Source organism: Parasutterella secunda (assembly GCF_024733725.1).
GTDB classification, from domain to species: domain Bacteria; phylum Pseudomonadota; class Gammaproteobacteria; order Burkholderiales; family Burkholderiaceae_F; genus Aphodousia; species Aphodousia faecalis.
Map to the genome: position 1 here is coordinate 125,829 of NZ_JANRHP010000002.1, position 17,386 is coordinate 143,214.

Below are 17,386 nucleotides of genomic sequence, written 5' to 3' on the forward strand. Positions count from 1 at the left end.
TACATAAATTGCCGTGGGTGGACTGATGTTTCAGGGCACATCTTTACTCGTGCTGGATGCAAAAGGTCGTCTCTCGTTACCAGCGAAGTATCGGGAGAGCCTTCTTGTACCTTGCCAAGGGGAAGTGACCCTAACACGTCATCCGGACGGCTGCGTATTGATCTATCCCCGTGGCGTTTGGGTGCAACTAAGTGCGAAGCTTGCCGCCCTTCCCTATGCGGCTCGCACGCTGCAGCGCATCATGTTGGGCAGCGCCTTTGACGTCAATGCCGATGCTTCGGGACGACTGTTGGTGCCAAGCGATTTACGAAGCCTCTGCAGTCTTAACCGTGAAGTGACTTTGGTGGGCTTGGGTAACCATTTTGAATTGTGGGATCAAGCGAAATACATGCAGTTTGAACAAGCGGAATTACAGAAAGGATTGCCGCCGGAAGTGTTTGATTTAGTGCTTTAGGAGAGGGTGAATGGATAAGCGCTTCACTCACCTCTCCGTTATGGCAGAGGTGGCGCCGCCCTTGGTGGTAACGGATCCAGACGGAACGTACGTTGATGCAACGTTCGGCCGAGGGGGGCATTCGCGCCGCATTCTTTCGCTCCTGTCACCTAAAGGAAAACTCATCGCATTTGATCGTGATCTGCAAGCCATTGAATCTGCTAAAGAAATTGTAGATGATCGCTTTACAATCATTCATGCTCCTTTTTCCCGCATGCGTGAGGAGTTAGTTCTAAGGGGAATTCAATCTGTCCATGGTGTCTTCATGGACATCGGTGTTTCAAGTCCGCAAATTGATGACGCTAGCCGCGGTTTTTCATTCCGAATGGATGGCCCGCTAGACATGCGCATGGACACAAGCTGCGGAGAAACCGCGGCTCAATGGCTTGCCAAGGCTAGCGAAGAAGAAATCGCTCGAGTCATCCACACGCTTGGAGAAGAGCGATTTGCCAGACGAATTGCTCACACTATTGTTCAGACTAGAAGCCAGACACCCATTGAGACCACTCAGCAATTGGCTCAGTTGGTTGCTCAAGTGGTGCCTGCTAACAAAAAGGATCCCACGCAAAATCCGGCCACAAGAACTTTTCAGGCCATACGGATTCACATTAATAGTGAACTTGATGAGCTCTCCTTGGCGCTTAACGCGGCAATGCAATTAGTCGATGACGAAGGACGCATCGGTGTTATTACTTTCCATTCGCTTGAAGATCGAATCGTAAAGCGTTTTTTTGATGAAAAAGCGCATCCTGAAAAAGCGTTGGATTCGCGTTTGCCGTTAAGAGCGGATCAATTGCCGCAGCCTGAGTTAAAGGATATCAAGAGGGTTTTACCCAGTCAGGAAGAATGCGATTCTAATCCTCGTGCAAGAAGCGCAATTTTGCGCTTGGCCACGCGCGTTCGTGCGGGGAGGCTGTCATGATTCGATTGGAATTAATGCGCCGCATTCGCCAAAACGCCAACATTCTCATTATTGCGTTGCTGACGGTCACGCTCGTTTGGCTTGCATTACTTATTGTCAACAATCAGTACAAAGTACGTGCTTTGATCAGTGATATTGAGCAAGAGCAGGAGCTTTCTCGCCGTTTGCTCGATGAACAGCGGGAAATCAATATCGAATTGGCTAAAGTGACACTTCCGGGATACATCGCTTCCGGCGCAAACGAGATGGGACTGGAGCCCGCTCGAAATGAAAATACCGTTATTTTGCAGCCTAAACCGGTGCCGCGTTTTGTGACACGAAAAGAAGGGGATCCGTCATGATGAGAGAATCCCTGATGCGGCAGTTGCTCAATTGGCTCAAGAGGCGGTGGCACAAATTCTGGAGCGAAGATACGGCTCCGCGTATGCCTAAACGTTCTAAAGAACGCGATAAAGAATGGATGGCCTTGGAAATCTCCCAGAAGCGTTCGCACATGGTGCTTGGCGCCTTGGTGGGGATTTTTGTCGTCTGTTTTTTACGTGCAGGTTATTTACAGTGCTTTAACACGGAATTTCTGCAAAAGCAGGGCGAAGTACGTTACGCCAGAACACTTGAAATTGCCGCAGGCCGTGGTCAGATTTTTGATAGAAATGGAGTGGTATTGGCGGCTTCCTTGCCGGCTAGAAGTATTTGGGCAACAACGAATTTAGTCACGGCAACGCCTCAACAAATCAGTGAATTGTCAGATTTGCTGGGGGTCTCGGAACGTACACTTCAAAAACGCTTGGCTCGTAAAGACGCCTTTGTCAACTTAGCCCGCCAAGTCGATATGGATGTAGTCCGTCGTGTGCAGGCAATGCACTTGGAAGGACTCACCTATTCACCTGACGTTAAGCGTCACTATCCGGGTGGTGAAGTTTCTGCTCATATTGTTGGTTTCAATAATCGAGAGGATCACGGCCAAGAAGGCGTGGAGTTGGCCAATGATAAAACGTTGACGGGTCAAAACGGCTCGCGTAGGGTGATTCGGGACCGATTGGGCCACGTTATCGAAGAAATGTGGACTCAGGAGCCTGTTCCGGGTAAAGACCTGCATCTTTCCATTGACTCTCGTATTCAGTACATCGCTTATTCTGCCGTTCGTAATGCTGTTGAGAAACACCAGGCAAAGGCCGGGGCGGTGGTTGTGGCTGACTCGATTACCGGTGAAATTTTGGCCTTAGTCAGTTGGCCAGGATTTGATCCCAACGACCGCAGTACATTTGTGTTTGACAAGATTCGCAACCGTGTGGTGACGGACACATACGAGCCGGGTTCTATTATGAAGCCTTTTGCTATCGCTAAGGCTTTGGATATGGGTATTGTGCGTCCGGATAGTCTTATTGAGACGGCGCCGGGCAGCATCATGGTGGCCGACCGCAAGATTAGTGATACTCGCAATTTTGGTTTGCTGACGGTTTCACAAGTGATTGCAAAGTCTTCCAACGTGGGGACTGTCAAGATCGCTTTGCAGATTCCTGCACAAACATTGTGGGAAACCTACAGTCGACTAGGTTTCGGTCAAGCCCCGCAGGTCGGTTTCCCCGGTGCGGTAGCCGGTCGTTTGCGTCCTGCGAAAACGTGGGGTCCTGTTGAGCAGGCTACCATCTCGTATGGTTACGGTTTATCAACCTCGCTTATGCAAATTGCCCAGGCCTATACGGTTTTTGCCCGTAATGGTGATGTCATTCCGCTGACATTGATGAAGCAAGACCACCCGGCCGCAGGTGAGCAAGTCTATCGGCCCGAGGTTGCCCGTCAAATGCGAGCCATGATGATGACGACAGTGCATCGAGGCGGCACAGCCTCTCGCCTTAAAGTGACGGGGTATACGGTAGCCGGTAAGACGGGTACGGTCTACAAGGTAAAAAATGGTGAATATGTGAAAGACTACGTCGCCTCCTTTGTTGGCGTGGCCCCGGCTACACAGCCTCGGTTGGTCGTGGCTGTCATGATTGACGAGCCGAAGGACTCCGGGCACGTGGGCGGCGTGGTGGCAGCTCCCGTATTTGGAGAAGTCGTAGAAGCCGCCTTGCGGACTCTGCTTGTGAATCCGGATGATCCGATGATGGTGGCCGGAGGCGGGTTATTGGCCAGAACAACTCATTAATCGGGATGTCTTTGAAGCAACAATAAAGGCAGACCCTGTACTCAATAGTGAATCCTATGATCGACAACATCCAATCTTATGTCCGATTGTTAAAGCGCTTGGCTCCTCAAGCAAATCACTTGACACTAGACTCAAGAAATTTGCGGGAGGGAGATGTCTTTTTTGCCGTTCCAGGACTTCATCGTGACGGTAGAGATTTTTTAACTGATGCGGCGAAAAGAGCTTGCGCATTGGTCTACGAAGATGACGGGCAACGCAGGACATTTGGAGTACCCGCCATTGCTGTTCCTGAGTTGGGAAAACACTTAGGTGAGTTTGCCGCAGATTTTTACCATGATCCGAGTAGCAAACTTTTTACCATCGGTATAACTGGCACAAATGGTAAAACGACGTCTTCGCATTGGATGTCCCAACTTTTTTCATTGTTAGGGCAGAAATGCGCGGCCATTGGAACGATAGGCTGTTTTATGGACGGACAGTCCTATGAAAGTGCGCCGTTGACAACCCCGGACGCCCTGACTATGCAGGGACTTTACAGGAAACTTTTGAAAGCCGAGGCAAAAGCGGTTGCCTTGGAGGCAAGTTCCATTGGTCTTGAGCAGGGACGGCTTCAGGGGACACGTTTTGATGTGGCGGTATTTACCAATTTGACCCGTGATCATTTGGACTACCACCATGACATGCAAGCTTATGAAAGCGCCAAAGCGATTCTCTTTGATTGGCCGGGTCTTCAGCATGCAGTTATTAACATCGATGATGAGGCGGGTGTCAGAATGGCTGAACGTTGTGCTCATCGTGGAATTCACACGATTGTCACAAGCATGCGGGGAGCCATCGCTTTGACGGGAACGCATTTACTGTCAGCCGAAAATGTCCGTCCGATGCCTGAAGGGATGCTGTTTGATATTGTCTATGGTTCAGAGCGTCAAACGGTGCATTTATCTATTTTCGGAGCTTTTAACGTTTCAAATTTGCTGGGAGTTGTCGGGGCAGCTTTGTGCCGTGGTTTTTCCCTTGCCGAAATTGTTGAAAAATTACCCCTGTTGGTTGCTCCGAATGGACGCATGCAAAAGGTGCCTTACGAAGGAGCCGCTTTGGCCATCGTGGATTACAGCCATACGCCCGATGCTGTTCAAAAAGCCCTCGAAGCATTAAAGGGTGTGGCTAAAGTTCGTCGCGGCAAGCTCTGGATTGTCTTGGGTGCGGGAGGTGACCGGGATGCCGGCAAACGTCCGCTTATGGCTAAAGTGGCAGAAGAGAATGCTGATTACGTTATTCTTACAAGCGATAATCCAAGAACAGAAAATCCGGATAGCATCCTAAGACAAATGGCGGCAGGCCTAAAAACACCGCAACTGATCATTGCCGATAGGCGTGAAGCTATCCATGAAGCTATTAAGCGAGCAAAGCCGGAGGATGTCGTACTTATTGCCGGCAAAGGCCATGAGCAGTATCAGGAGATCAATGGAGTCAAACATCCATTTAGTGATGTGGTTGAAGCACGAAATGCACAACGGTTGAAGAATCCGCCTGCTGACACACTTTTAAATGTGAAATTCTTATCGAACTTACTACCGGGTTCTCACTTGTTTGGCAGTGACGTTCCTTTTACGAATGTTTGTACGGACACCCGTCAAGTCACGGAAGGTTCTCTCTTTTTTGCATTAAAGGGGGAACGTTTTGACGGTCATAACTTTGTTATGCAGGCTATGAGAGCCGGAGCTGCCGCTGTTGTGGTGGATCACGAGGTTTATTGTCCGTTGCCGCAAATTGTTGTCAAAGATGTCAAGTTGGCTTTAGGGGTTACTTCAGGTTTTTGGCGTCGTGGAAAATCTTTGGGATTAGTGGCCGTTGCGGGAAGCAATGGGAAAACAACAACCACGCAAATGATTGCCACGATATTAAAGATCCGCTATGGGGAACACGCGCTTGCTACTGAAGGCAATCTCAATAACGATATCGGGGTACCGCTTATGCTTTGGCGTTTGCGTGATCATCACGAGGCGGCGGTTATTGAGACAGGAATGAACCATGTCGGTGAAATGCGCTACTTAAGTGGTCTGGTGCAGCCGACCATTGCCGTTGTTACCAATGCTCAGCGCGAGCATCAGGAATTTTTGCAAAGCGTTGAAGCGACAGCGAGGGAAAATGGCGAAGTGTTTCGAGTTTTGCCATCAAACGGTGTCGCAGTCATTTCAGCCGATGATCCATGTCGTTCGATTTGGCTTGAAATGGCTCAACATGCCAATGTGATGACTTTCGGTATTGATGCGACTGCGGACGTGAACGGCTGCATGAAAACCGAAGCCAACGGCATGAAGGCGTTAATTAAGACGCCGATTGGAACTTTTGAAGCCAAAATGAAGGTCAGAGGCGAACATAATTTTAAAAATGCTTTAGCTGCTACGGCGGTTTGTTTAGGACTAAATGTTTCGCTTGAGATTATTCATCAGGGACTTGAGGCTTTTGAAGCAATAAAAGGTCGGGGTCAGGTTCATACAGTGGGAGGCTTAACTGTCATTGACGACGCCTATAATGCCAATCCCGATAGTATGAAAGCGGCGATTGATCTGTTAACAACTTATCCCGGTCCTCGTTTTTTAGTGGCGGGCGATATGGCTGAATTAGGTAGTAAAAGCATCGAATATCATGAGGAAATCGGCGCTTACGCAGCCGAAAAGCACATTGATGCATTTTTTGCCATAGGTGAACATATGCGTTACGCTGTCGAAAAGTTCCGTGAACTGTCTCCCCAGGCGCGTTCACTATGGATGGATGATCGTGACCAGTTTATGGAGGCGGTCATCGAAGAAAGTCACCACTGCCGAACGGTTAGTGTCAAAGGTTCAAACTGCATGAAACTTACAACAGTTGTTAAAGCCTTAGTGGTAGACGCTACAAAGAATAAAAAGGATTAAAGAATGCTCTTGGAATTATTTCGTTGGCTCGGAGAAGATATCAGAGCTTTCCAGGTGTTTAACTACTTAAGCTTACGAGCGGTATTGGCAGCACTGACCGCTCTGGCTATCGGTTTTATGGCAGGCCCGGCCACGATTCGTTATTTACGTGCGATGAAAATGGGGCAAGCTGTCCGCACAAACGGTCCGAAGACCCATATTGTCAAAGATGGAACGCCAACCATGGGCGGTGTTTTAATTCTGATTGCGATCGGTTTGTCGACGCTGCTTTGGATGGATCTAAGTAACCGCTTTGTTTGGGTGGTCCTCTTTGTGACGCTCGGTTTTGGATGGATCGGTTGGGTGGATGATTACCGTAAGGTTGTTCACCATGATCCAAAAGGCATGAGCGCTAAAGAAAAATTCGGTTGGCAGTCTTTAATCGGCATTATTGCCTCTGTTTATCTGGCTTTTGCGATCAGCGCACCTAACGATATTCACGTGGTGCATATGCTTATCGGCTGGGTTGAATCGGGTTTCCCCATGCAGATGCCGCCGCATGCTGACTTAATCATTCCGTTCTTTAAGCACTTTGCTTATCCGCTCGGTATTTTCGGCTTTATCGTACTGACTTTCATTGTGATTGTCGGAACAAGCAACGCGGTGAATTTAACTGATGGTTTGGATGGATTAGCCATTTTGCCAGCGGCCATGGTGGGCAGTGCTTTGGGAATCTTTGCTTACGTTGAAGGCCGAGTGGACTTCGCTCATTACCTTTTGTTCCCCTATATCCCCGGTGCCGGTGAGTTGGTTGTCGTCTGTGCGGCTTTGGCAGGAGCGGGACTGGCTTTCTTGTGGTTTAACGCTCACCCAGCCCAAGTTTTCATGGGCGATGTCGGAGCCTTGGCCTTAGGTGGAACATTGGGAACGGTGGCTGTTATTACTCGTCAGGAATTCGTTTTGGCGATTATGGGCGGTATTTTCGTTGTTGAAACGCTCTCCGTGATGATTCAGACAACGTATTTCAGGCTCTCGGGCGGTAAGAGAATTTTCTTGATGGCGCCGATTCATCATCACTTTGAGTTGAAGGGATGGAAGGAAACGCAGGTGGTTACGCGTTTTTGGATTATCACTTTCATCCTTGTACTGATTGGCTTATCGACGTTAAAGATTCGTTAAAAAGGCGAAGATTATGCAGCAGAAAGCATTGGTGGTCGGTTTAGGAGCTTCTGGAGAAGCTTGTACGAAATTTTTGCTTAAACGGCAGTGGCAAGTCCGCGCGACAGATACCCGTAGCGAACCGCCCGCGCTTTCTCGCCTATCCGGTACGGAAGGCTTTAGCTTTGTTTCTTTGCAAGAGGCTCAAGCACAATTAAACGATTGCAATCTGTTGGTAATGTCTCCGGGAATTAGCCCTTGGCATTCTGCGGTTACTCCATTGGTGAGGTCAGCTCAATCTTTGGGAATCGAAGTGGTCGGAGAGATCGAACTTTTTGCCAGAGAGCTGGCTCGACTAAAAAGTGAAATGGCTTATGAACCGAAAATAATTGCGGTCACCGGTACCAATGGCAAGACGACAACGACGGTGTTGACAACGAAAATGGCGGCAGCCTCCGGATTGAAAGCCGTTGCGGCCGGCAATATTGGTCCAAATGCGGTGACGGAACTGGATCGTTATTTGGAAAGTGGTGAATTGCCGGATGTTTGGGTGCTGGAACTGTCCAGTTTTCAATTGGAGACCACCTCATCGCTTGCGCCGGATGCGGCTGCACTTTTAAACATTACCCAAGATCATTTGGACTGGCACGGCGGAATGAATGAATATGTCGCGGCCAAAGGAAAAATTTTTGCTCATGAAAAAACGGCAAGAATTTTAAATCGTGACGATTCAACGGTGATGAATTTTGCTGCGCAGGATAGAAGAGTTTTTACTTTCGGAGCAACCGAACCGCAGCATCCCAATGAATGGGGATTGGTGAAAGAAGACGGTATCGTATGGCTTGCCTTCAATGAAGATGATTCTGTGCAACTGACCAAGCGCAAAGTTCTGGAAGGGCATGTTTTACAACGTTTGATGCCAGAAGACGCTTTGCACATCCGGGGGCGTCACAACAGCATGAACGCACTGGCGGCGTTGGCACTTATTTATGCTGCGGGTTTGCCCATCAGCGATGCATTGCGGGCGCTGGCTCAATACAGAGGTGAACCGCATCGAGTTGAATACGTAATGACCGTAAATGGGGTTGATTACATCGACGACAGTAAGGGGACCAATGTTGGTGCAACCGTTGCAGCTCTGGAAGGGCTAGGTGCCAACGGAATAAAATTGGTTGTGATTTTAGGCGGAGATGGAAAAGGACAAGACTTTTCTCCGATTGCGGATTCTATGGCGAAGCACGCTCGTGGTGCCGTTTTGATTGGTCGTGATGCACCTTTGATTGAGAAAGCCTTGCAAGGGGCACAGTACCCTATCATCCACGCCAAAGATATGCCGCAGGCGGTTCAGAAAGCCTCTGAATTAGCGCAGCCTCACGATTGTGTATTGTTGTCCCCTGCTTGCGCCAGTTGGGATATGTTTAAAGATTATGCACAACGTTCGGCTATCTTTATTGCCAGTGCTAAGGCTTTAGCCGGTGATGCTCAGCAATGATCAGCATTAAGAACTTTTTCCAAAATCGTAATAAAAAACATGAGGACTGGTCATCTCGGAGTTCTTTTGCGACCATTTCTTCAATTGACTACAGTGTCATCGCTGTCATTCTGGCCCTTCTGATTTTAGGGCTCATCATGGTTTATTCGGCTTCCATTTCACTGGGTGATTCGCCGAAATACCAGACTTCAGAGGGCTACTTTGCCGTTCGTCACGCCATTTATATTGTGATTGGATTAATGGCGGCTTTTTTCGTTTTTAAAGTCCCGTTATCTCGTTGGTATCCCCTTAGTTACCCTTTGGGGCTGTTTGGCATTTTGCTCTTAATTTCGGTGTTTGTGCCGGGGCTTGGACACGAGGTAAATGGCTCAACCCGTTGGATTGGGTTTGGCCCGATCAATCTTCAAGTTTCGGAAGTTGTTAAGTTTGTTTCGGTATTGGTGATTTCACACTTTGTGGTGACACGGCAAGCCTATATGCATTCATACACTCGCGGCTTAATTCCCGTCATGCTCTACATTGGAGCGGTGGCAATGCTGTTGTCGTTGCAGCCTGACTTGGGAGCTACGGTTGTCATCAGTGCGATTGTTTTAGGTGTGGTTTTTTTAGGCGGCTTGAGTTGGAGCATCATTATCCCCTTCGGCATAGTGATTTTTGCCGTCATTGTTTTTTCAATTGCACTGTCGCCTTGGCGTACGGCACGTGTGTTTGCTTACCTCAATCCCTGGGATATAGAAAATCAATTGGGCAAAGCCTATCAGTTAACTCACTCGCTTATTGCCTTTGGCAGAGGAGAACTTTTTGGCGTTGGTTTAGGAGCGAGCGTGGAAAAAATGCACTACTTGCCTGAAGCGCACACGGACTTTATCTTGGCTGTCATTGGTGAAGAACTTGGGCTAGTGGGATTCACATTCGTTTTATTGCTCTTTTATTGGTTAGTCAGGCGTGCTTTTGAGATCGGACGTCAAGCAGTACGTTTGGAGTCTGTTTATTCCGGTCTTGTTGCCCAAGGTGTCGGGCTTTGGATTGGCGTTCAGGCCTTGATTAACATTGGCGTAGCAATCGGCGTTTTTCCGACGAAGGGGCTAACCTTGCCGTTAGTAAGCTACGGCGGATCGTCAATCGTTGTAACGCTGTGCGCACTAGCCCTTTTACTGCGAGTTGACTATGAAAATCGCCTTCTGATGAGAGGAAAGAGGAGACGGTGATGCAAACAAAACATTTGATTATTGCAGCTGCCGGTACGGGCGGACATGTTATGCCCGGATTGGCTGTGGCTGAAGAAATGAAAAAGCGCGGTTGGACGGTATCATGGATTGGAACACCGGTTGGGATGGAATCGCGTTTGGTGGGTCAGAGAAATATTGAATTTGACGCTCTTGACTTTACCGGTATGCGGGGCAAAGGCATCAAGCACATGTTTACCGGTGCATTGAAATTGGTAAAAGCATGTTTTGCCGCCAAAGCACTTGTGGAAAAAAGACAAGCCAGCGCAATGTTTTCGACCGGTGGCTACATTGCCGTGCCGGCTGCTTTCGGAGCCCGAAGCAAAAATAAGCCGCTCATTATGATGAATTGCGATGCTGGCAGCCTCATGAGCGTGCGGGCAGTGATGCCTTGGGCTCAAGCGGTGATGTGCGGATTTGACGGCGAATGCGCTCATCGGGCCGGTTCCAAAGCGATTGTATCCGGCAATCCCGTCCGCGAAGATATTTTGGCTTTGCCCGAACCGCAACAACGTTACGCTGCCCGTACAGGAAAACTCAATTTATTGGTTTTCGGCGGTTCTCTCGGAGCCAAAGTTCTCAATGAAACAGTGCCGGCCGCTATCGCCAAATTCCCTTTAGAAGAACGTCCGATTGTTACCCATCAGTGTGGTAAAAATGCGGTTGAGGATGTTAAAGCTCTCTACGCGAAGTATGGAGTTGAAGCGCAAGTCATCAGTTTTATTGATGATATGGCAAGTGCCTACAATAAAGCCGATGTCGTTGTGTGCAGAGCTGGCGCAACAACAGTCAGTGAATTAACGGCGGGAGGAATTCCTGCGATATTGGTGCCTTTTGTTGTCTCGACAACTCAACATCAATTGGGTAATGCTCGCTACATGCAAGATGAAGGAGCGGGGATTTTGCTTGAACAGAAAGATTTAACCCCTGACTCACTCTATGAAAAATTAAGAAGTCTGACCCGTGAAGATCTTCTGACAATGGCTGACAAGGCCCGAAGCCTTGCAAAACGGGGAGCTGCGAAAACAGTAGCCGATACTATCGAACGTTTGGCAAAATTATAGTTTCTGGTGGTTTAACGAAGGCAAGTAAACAATGAGATTTGCGGTAAACAAAATCCACTTTGTGGGAATTGGCGGAACCGGTATGAATGGTATCGCCGAAGTTTTGGTGACTTTAGGTTACAAGGTGACAGGCTCGGACATGGCAACCAACGCGGCGACTGAACGCCTGAGTGGTTTGGGTGTTCAGATTTTTCATGAGCATGTTGCCGCAAACGTGAAGGGCGCAGATGTCGTTGTTATTTCTTCGGCTATTAAAGCGGATAATCCTGAGGTTGTTGCGGCTAGACAAGCTCGTATTCCGGTTGTTCCCAGAGCGGTAATGTTGGCTGAGTTGATGCGATTCAGAAGCGGCATCGCCATTGCCGGGGCTCACGGTAAAACAACGACCACTTCATTGGTAGCAAGTTTATTGGCAGCCGGCGGTCTTGATCCGACCTTTGTTATCGGCGGTCGTTTGAATTCAGCAGGAGCCAATGCCCGATTGGGCAGAGGGGAATTCATTGTGGCAGAGGCCGATGAGTCGGATGCCTCTTTCCTTTGTTTGTCTCCAGTGATTTCTGCAGTTACCAATATCGATGCTGATCATATGGATACCTATGATCATAACTTCGAAAAGCTCAAACAGGCATTTATTGATTTCCTGACAAGACTGCCGTTTTACGGCAAGGCGGTTTTGTGTTTGGATGATGAAAATGTTCGCTCCATCATCGCCCGCGTGCCGCGTTCTGTTGTAACTTACGGTTTAAGCGAAGAAGCGGACGTTCGAGCCATTAATATTTGTGCTGAAGGCACACAGATGTGCTACACCGTTTTACGTCAAGGACGAGAACCGCTAGATGTGCGTTTGAATTTGCCCGGTTTACATAACGTTCGCAATAGCTTGGCGGCTATTGCGATTGCCACAATGGTTGATGTGCCGGATGACAAAATTCAATTTGCTTTGGAAAACTTCACCGGCGTAGGAAGGCGTTTTAGCCGTTATGGTGAAATTGCTTTGCCGTCCGGCGGATCATTTACGCTGATCGATGATTACGGCCATCATCCGCATGAAATGAAGGCAACACTGGATGCTGTGCGCGGGGCTTTCCCGGGGCGTCGTGTATTGGTGGCTTTCCAACCCCATCGCTACACGAGAACGAGAGATTGCTTCGAGGATTTTGTTAAGGTTCTGAGCAGTGTTGAAGCTCTTGTGCTCGCCGATGTTTATCCGGCGGGAGAAAAGCCCATCGTCGGAGCCGATGGCCGATCACTTGCTCGTGCTATACGAATTGTTGGTCAAACGGAGTTGGTGTTTGTGGATACGCCTGCAGAAATGGATGACGCCATTATGAAATTGGCTCGTGATGGTGACGTAGTTGTGACCATGGGGGCAGGCAGCGTCGGCGGTGTACCGGGTCGTCTGCAAGCTCGTGCCGGTTTATCGAAATAATGAGGATACGATTAAATGCAAGAAGAGAAAAAGGAAATTAAGCCTGAAAGTTTAGGTAAGGTTGTATTGCTTCTCGGTGGAATGTCCAGTGAACGCGAAGTCTCATTGATGAGCGGAAAGGGCGTTTACGATGCATTGGTTGAGGCAGGCGTGGACGTTACGCGTTTTGACCCGAAGGAGCAGAGCATTTCTGAGCTTGAAAAGGGCGCCTTTGACCGCGCGTTTATTGCCTTGCACGGCCGCTATGGTGAAGATGGAACGATTCAAGGTGTTCTGGAATATTTAGGTGTTCCTTATACCGGTCCCGGTGTTAAAACGAGTGCGATTGCCATCGATAAGAATTTGACCAAACAAATTTGGCGTGAACGTCAGATTCCCTGTCCGAAGGGAATGCTAGTGTCAGCTGATAGCGACTTACACTTCGTAATGCAGGAATTGGGACGTGATTTGGTTGTGAAACCTGCACGTGAAGGCTCTAGCATCGGTCTGACGAAATTAAAGGATGCTACTGTTGAAGAGTTGCACGAGGCCATTGAAAAAGCCTTGGTTTTGGATCGCCACGTTTTAGTAGAGGAACGGATTTTTGGGCGTGAATTGACGGTGGCTGTTTTAGGAGCCGGTCAAGACGCAAAAGTCTTACCCATTATCGAGATCATCGCTCCGAATGGAGATTACGACTACCAAAACAAATATTTCACGAATGATGTTCGTTATGAGTGCCCGGCGAAATTGTCCGATGATCTTCATGAAGATATTTCCCGAGCTTGTTTGAGCGCCTATCGAGCCTTGGGGGCACGAGGCTGGAGTCGAATCGACTTGATTTTGTCCGAGGACGGTTCGTTTAACCTTTTGGAAATGAACACTTCTCCCGGAATGACCGCGCACTCATTGGTTCCGTTGGCTGCCAAAAATGCAGGTATGAGTTATCAGGAATTAGTGCTTCAAATGTTGTCTGAAGCTCGTTTAGACTTTCCTCGTCACTAAAGAGTTCTGTTCTTGGGTTGATGAAACGGTTTTTTAAAGCGGTTTTAATTGCATTTGCGTTGGTATTGCTGCTTGCTGCTGTGGCAGTAAGCAGCTTTCCGCGTTATGTGGAAACTTTTTTTACCATTCGCTCTGTGGAATTATCCGGTGAAATTGACCACATCTCATCTTTGCATTTTCGTCGAGTTTTAGGCAACACAGCCTCGGGGACTTTTTTTAACGTTAATTTAGATGCTATCCGAGAGGCTGCGTTAAAGGCTCCTTGGGTTAAATCGGCAAATGTTAGGCGCGTTTGGCCCAATAAAATAAATATTGAAATTACCGAATATAAACCGCTTGCCTTATGGGAAGACGGGCGGTTGGTGTCGGTTAACGGGGAGTTGTTTGCCGCCAATCCCGAGGAAGTGGATAACCCCTTGGCTTTACCCGAATTCTTCGGGCGAGCTGAAATGGTTGAAGAGGTAACGAGACGTTATAAACGCTTCAATAAAATGCTTCAGGTTGTCATGCCTAAAGCGCGTGTAACGGAAGTAAGCGTAAACGATCGTGATAGTTGGGCACTGGCCATAGCTTCAGACACCATTCCGCCCACTCGAATTGAATTGGGGGTAGAGCATGAAAATTGGACCCTTGAGGATCGATTTGGGATTGTTATCGTACAATATCCTGATGTGGTCAAATTGATGAAAGGACCACCGTCCAGTATTGATGCCCGGTATGAATTAGCCTTTTCGGCTACATTACCGGAAAGAAGTTTGAGGCAATATCGTTCACAGGCTGGTCGTCGCCAGGCGGCTGAATCCATTGCAGAGGCTAATAGGCAAAGTAACGCGCGATGAAAGAAAATAAAAAAATTGTCACCGCATTGGATATTGGTTCAAGCAAAATCCTTGCAGTTGTCGCCGAAGTCTATAAGGACGGTACGTTTCGAGTTCTGGCTCAAGGGCGTACCGAGTCTCAGGGAGTACTCGACGGAAATGTAACGAGTATTGAGGAGGTTCAGCCTCAGGTCAAGTCTGCTCTAGTCGAGGCTTTTGGTATTGCAGGCAAAATTCCCAGTAACGATGTTTGCACCAATATTTCTGGCAAATCTGTGGAAGGAAAGGACTCCAGTGCCGAAATGCCGCTTAGGGGCAGGACGGTGACGTTGTCGGACATGAAAAATGTCCAGAGTATGGCCCAGGATGCCGTTGAATTAAAAGAAGATCAGCGTTTGATTAAATCGGAGCTGTTGTATTACATGCTCGATAACCAAGACGAGGGTTATGTCGGCCAAAATCCGATTGATGCGAAAAGCTCTCGTATTTCCGCCCATATGCATTCGGCGGTGGCCAGTGCAGCTAATGCCTTAGCTCGTGTAAAAGTGATTCGTCGCAGCGGCATGGACATTTCCCGAATCCTTCCGGAAGCCTGGGCCAGTGGTTATGCAGTGCTTACGGAAGATGAAATTCAAAATGGTGTAGTGTTGATTGATATCGGGGCCGGGACAACAGATGTGGCGGTCTTTCAGGCCGGTCTTCCCCGTTTCACGTACACTTTAAATTACGGCGGTCGCCGCATAACTCAGCGAATCAGTGGCTTTGTGCATTGTTCCATGCAAGAGGCTGAATCCATTAAGAACAAGTTGGATCTGCGTTGCTCTCCGGAAGATGAAGAGGTCATTCTCTACCGTGCACCTCTGGAAGAGGGAGGTAAAAAGTACTCCAAGCTCGAATTGTCAAAGATGGTTTACCACGAGATTCGCAGTTTGAATCTGACTATTGGTAAAAAACTCTTTGAGGCCGGATGGTACAAGTCTGTTAATGGTGCGCCATGCAATACACTCACGGGTGGCATTGTGCTCACGGGCGGTACTTCGTTGTTGTTAGGAATAACAGAGCTGTTTTCAGCCATGCCGGGCCCCTTGGCTTATACATTCAGTACTCGTTTAGGTCGGTCGCGTTATACCGGTGATGCTTGCATTGGTTTGAATTCTCCCAAGGAAAGTGCCGCCATGGGATTAATCGCCTACGAGGCACTGCGATTCAAAGAAGGTGATGAGGACGAGGAGGAAAAGGCGGCCTCTGATGACTCTTTGTGGGCTAAAACCAAGCGTTTTTTGATTGAATTCTTTATAGGCCAGTACTAAGCTTTCTTCCTTAACTCGCGCCTCATTTGCACTTGATTTGGATGAACTAAAAAATAGCAATTATGATTTTTAAAATTGAAAAAAGTTTTTGAAAATCCAAGCAAAACGATCCTTATTCATACATAATTACAAGATTGGATTTGGAGGCCTATTCCCATGTTTGAAGTACTCGGTGATAATGATCCCCGTCAGACCGTCATTAAGGTTGTCGGTGTGGGCGGCGGCGGTGGTAACGCCGTAGAACATATGATTGAGCGCGGTGCTCAAGGTATTGAATTTATTGCGATTAATACCGACTATACGGCATTGTCACATTCTAGAGCTCATGCCACTTTGCAAATCGGTAAAACTGGACTTGGAGCCGGTGCTCGTCCGGAAGTTGGCGAGCAGGCTGCAGTTGAAGCCAAAGATCGGATTCGTGAACTTTTGCAAGGTGCAAATCTCGTTTTCATTACTGCCGGGATGGGTGGTGGTACCGGTACCGGTGCGGCCCCTGTGGTGGCTCAAATTGCTCGGGAAATGGGTATTTTGACGGTTGCTGTTGTAACTAAGCCCTTCAGTTATGAAGGAGCTCTTCGCATGCAACGCGCCGAAGAAGGTTTAGTCAAACTCAAACAATGCGTGGACAGCCAAATTGTCATTTTGAATGACAAATTGGAAGATGAGTTGGGTGAGGATGCCTCCGTGAGTGAATGCTTTGCCGCAGCCGATGACGTTTTGTTTAAGGCTTGTGCAGGCATCACCGAAATTATTCAAACACCGGGTCTGATCGGTGTGGACTTCGAAGACTTGCGCACGGTGATGAGTGAACGCGGAACGGCCATGATGGGTTCGGCTATTGCCTCCGGTCCTGATCGCGCCCGTATTGCCGCTGAAAATGCAGTGGCCTGTCCGTTGCTTGAGGGGGTAACGCTCAACGGAGCCCGCGGCGTGTTGGTATACATCACGGCTAGTGAAGAAACGATGAAGATGAAGGAAACCAAGACGGTTATGAATATCATCACGAACTTCACGGCAAAAGGCGCTCAAGTTATTTACGGTTCAGCCTACGATGACAGTATGGGCGACTCCATGCGTGTGACAGTGGTTGCCACAGGCCTGGATGGCGGTAAGGACAAAGAAGTTGCTCCGCTCGAAAAACCCGATGAAAAGCGAGATGTTTGGGAACATAACAACCGCAGTTATGCAGAACCGCAACAAGCAGATCCTTGGACCAGTCGTCAAAGTGTAGCTCAGCAGCCTGCCGCTCCGAAGGTGGCTCAACCGCAGGTGGAATCTAAGCCTACGGTTGCCAAGCCCGAGCCTCAACCGAGTATTCCGGCTGCTCAACAACCTGCTCAATCGGAACCCCAACAGCCGCAAGAGCCTGAAAAACAGGAAGAAAAGGCAGCCGATGAATGGGAAACGGGTTGGTGGTCTATTCGTCACGACAATAAGTAAGAAC

The 17,386-nt window shown here is 48.5% G+C and carries 14 protein-coding genes; all 14 read left to right on the forward strand.

Going from position 1 to position 17,386, the window contains the following annotated elements:
- Positions 1-25 precede the first annotated feature (25 nt).
- The 14 genes from mraZ to ftsZ all read left to right on the forward strand — a co-directional run bounded on the left by mraZ (position 26) and on the right by ftsZ (position 17,382).
- Positions 26-454 carry a division/cell wall cluster transcriptional repressor MraZ gene (gene mraZ / locus NW199_RS02470; RefSeq protein WP_022472896.1) on the forward strand — a complete coding sequence of 143 codons (429 nt, stop codon included), beginning with the start codon at positions 26-28 and terminating at the stop codon, positions 452-454.
- Between the two features lie 10 nt (positions 455-464).
- Positions 465-1,415: a 16S rRNA (cytosine(1402)-N(4))-methyltransferase RsmH gene (rsmH, locus tag NW199_RS02475; protein WP_258333538.1), complete on the forward strand. Its 951-nt coding sequence runs from the start codon at positions 465-467 to the stop codon at positions 1,413-1,415.
- Entirely contained in the window at positions 1,412-1,756 is a 345-nt protein-coding gene (locus NW199_RS02480; RefSeq protein ID WP_249092231.1) for a cell division protein FtsL, read from the forward strand. Before rsmH ends, NW199_RS02480 begins: the two co-directional genes overlap by 4 nt.
- A complete protein-coding gene (locus NW199_RS02485; RefSeq protein WP_258333539.1) occupies positions 1,753-3,564 on the forward strand; it encodes a peptidoglycan D,D-transpeptidase FtsI family protein in 1,812 nt (603 codons plus the stop codon). The genes NW199_RS02480 and NW199_RS02485 overlap by 4 nt, the downstream gene beginning before the upstream one ends.
- Before the next feature lie 56 nt (positions 3,565-3,620).
- Complete coding sequence (locus tag NW199_RS02490) at positions 3,621-6,482, forward strand: UDP-N-acetylmuramoyl-L-alanyl-D-glutamate--2,6-diaminopimelate ligase (protein ID WP_258333540.1); 2,862 nt, start codon at positions 3,621-3,623, stop codon at positions 6,480-6,482.
- A gap of 3 nt (positions 6,483-6,485) precedes the next feature.
- A complete protein-coding gene (gene mraY, locus NW199_RS02495; protein ID WP_258333541.1) occupies positions 6,486-7,640 on the forward strand; it encodes a phospho-N-acetylmuramoyl-pentapeptide-transferase in 1,155 nt (384 codons plus the stop codon).
- 13 nt (positions 7,641-7,653) lie between these two features.
- Entirely contained in the window at positions 7,654-9,111 is a 1,458-nt protein-coding gene (gene murD, locus NW199_RS02500; RefSeq protein ID WP_258333542.1) for a UDP-N-acetylmuramoyl-L-alanine--D-glutamate ligase, read from the forward strand.
- The gene (gene ftsW, locus NW199_RS02505; RefSeq protein WP_022472903.1) at positions 9,108-10,319 is read left to right on the forward strand and encodes a putative lipid II flippase FtsW; all 1,212 of its coding nucleotides are present in this window, start codon (positions 9,108-9,110) and stop codon (positions 10,317-10,319) included. Before murD ends, ftsW begins: the two co-directional genes overlap by 4 nt.
- Complete coding sequence (gene murG / locus NW199_RS02510) at positions 10,319-11,401, forward strand: undecaprenyldiphospho-muramoylpentapeptide beta-N-acetylglucosaminyltransferase (RefSeq protein ID WP_022472904.1); 1,083 nt, start codon at positions 10,319-10,321, stop codon at positions 11,399-11,401. Before ftsW ends, murG begins: the two co-directional genes overlap by 1 nt.
- A gap of 31 nt (positions 11,402-11,432) precedes the next feature.
- The gene (gene murC / locus NW199_RS02515; protein WP_258333543.1) at positions 11,433-12,830 is read left to right on the forward strand and encodes a UDP-N-acetylmuramate--L-alanine ligase; all 1,398 of its coding nucleotides are present in this window, start codon (positions 11,433-11,435) and stop codon (positions 12,828-12,830) included.
- A gap of 15 nt (positions 12,831-12,845) precedes the next feature.
- The gene (locus NW199_RS02520; RefSeq protein ID WP_249092238.1) at positions 12,846-13,814 is read left to right on the forward strand and encodes a D-alanine--D-alanine ligase; all 969 of its coding nucleotides are present in this window, start codon (positions 12,846-12,848) and stop codon (positions 13,812-13,814) included.
- A 20-nt stretch (positions 13,815-13,834) separates the two neighbouring features.
- Complete coding sequence (locus tag NW199_RS02525) at positions 13,835-14,653, forward strand: cell division protein FtsQ/DivIB (RefSeq protein WP_258333544.1); 819 nt, start codon at positions 13,835-13,837, stop codon at positions 14,651-14,653.
- Positions 14,650-15,942, forward strand: a complete 1,293-nt coding sequence (gene ftsA / locus NW199_RS02530) for a cell division protein FtsA (RefSeq protein ID WP_249092240.1) — start codon at positions 14,650-14,652, stop codon at positions 15,940-15,942. Before NW199_RS02525 ends, ftsA begins: the two co-directional genes overlap by 4 nt.
- Before the next feature lie 156 nt (positions 15,943-16,098).
- Positions 16,099-17,382: a cell division protein FtsZ gene (gene ftsZ / locus NW199_RS02535; protein WP_258333545.1), complete on the forward strand. Its 1,284-nt coding sequence runs from the start codon at positions 16,099-16,101 to the stop codon at positions 17,380-17,382.
- The last annotated feature ends 4 nt before the right edge of the window (positions 17,383-17,386 follow it).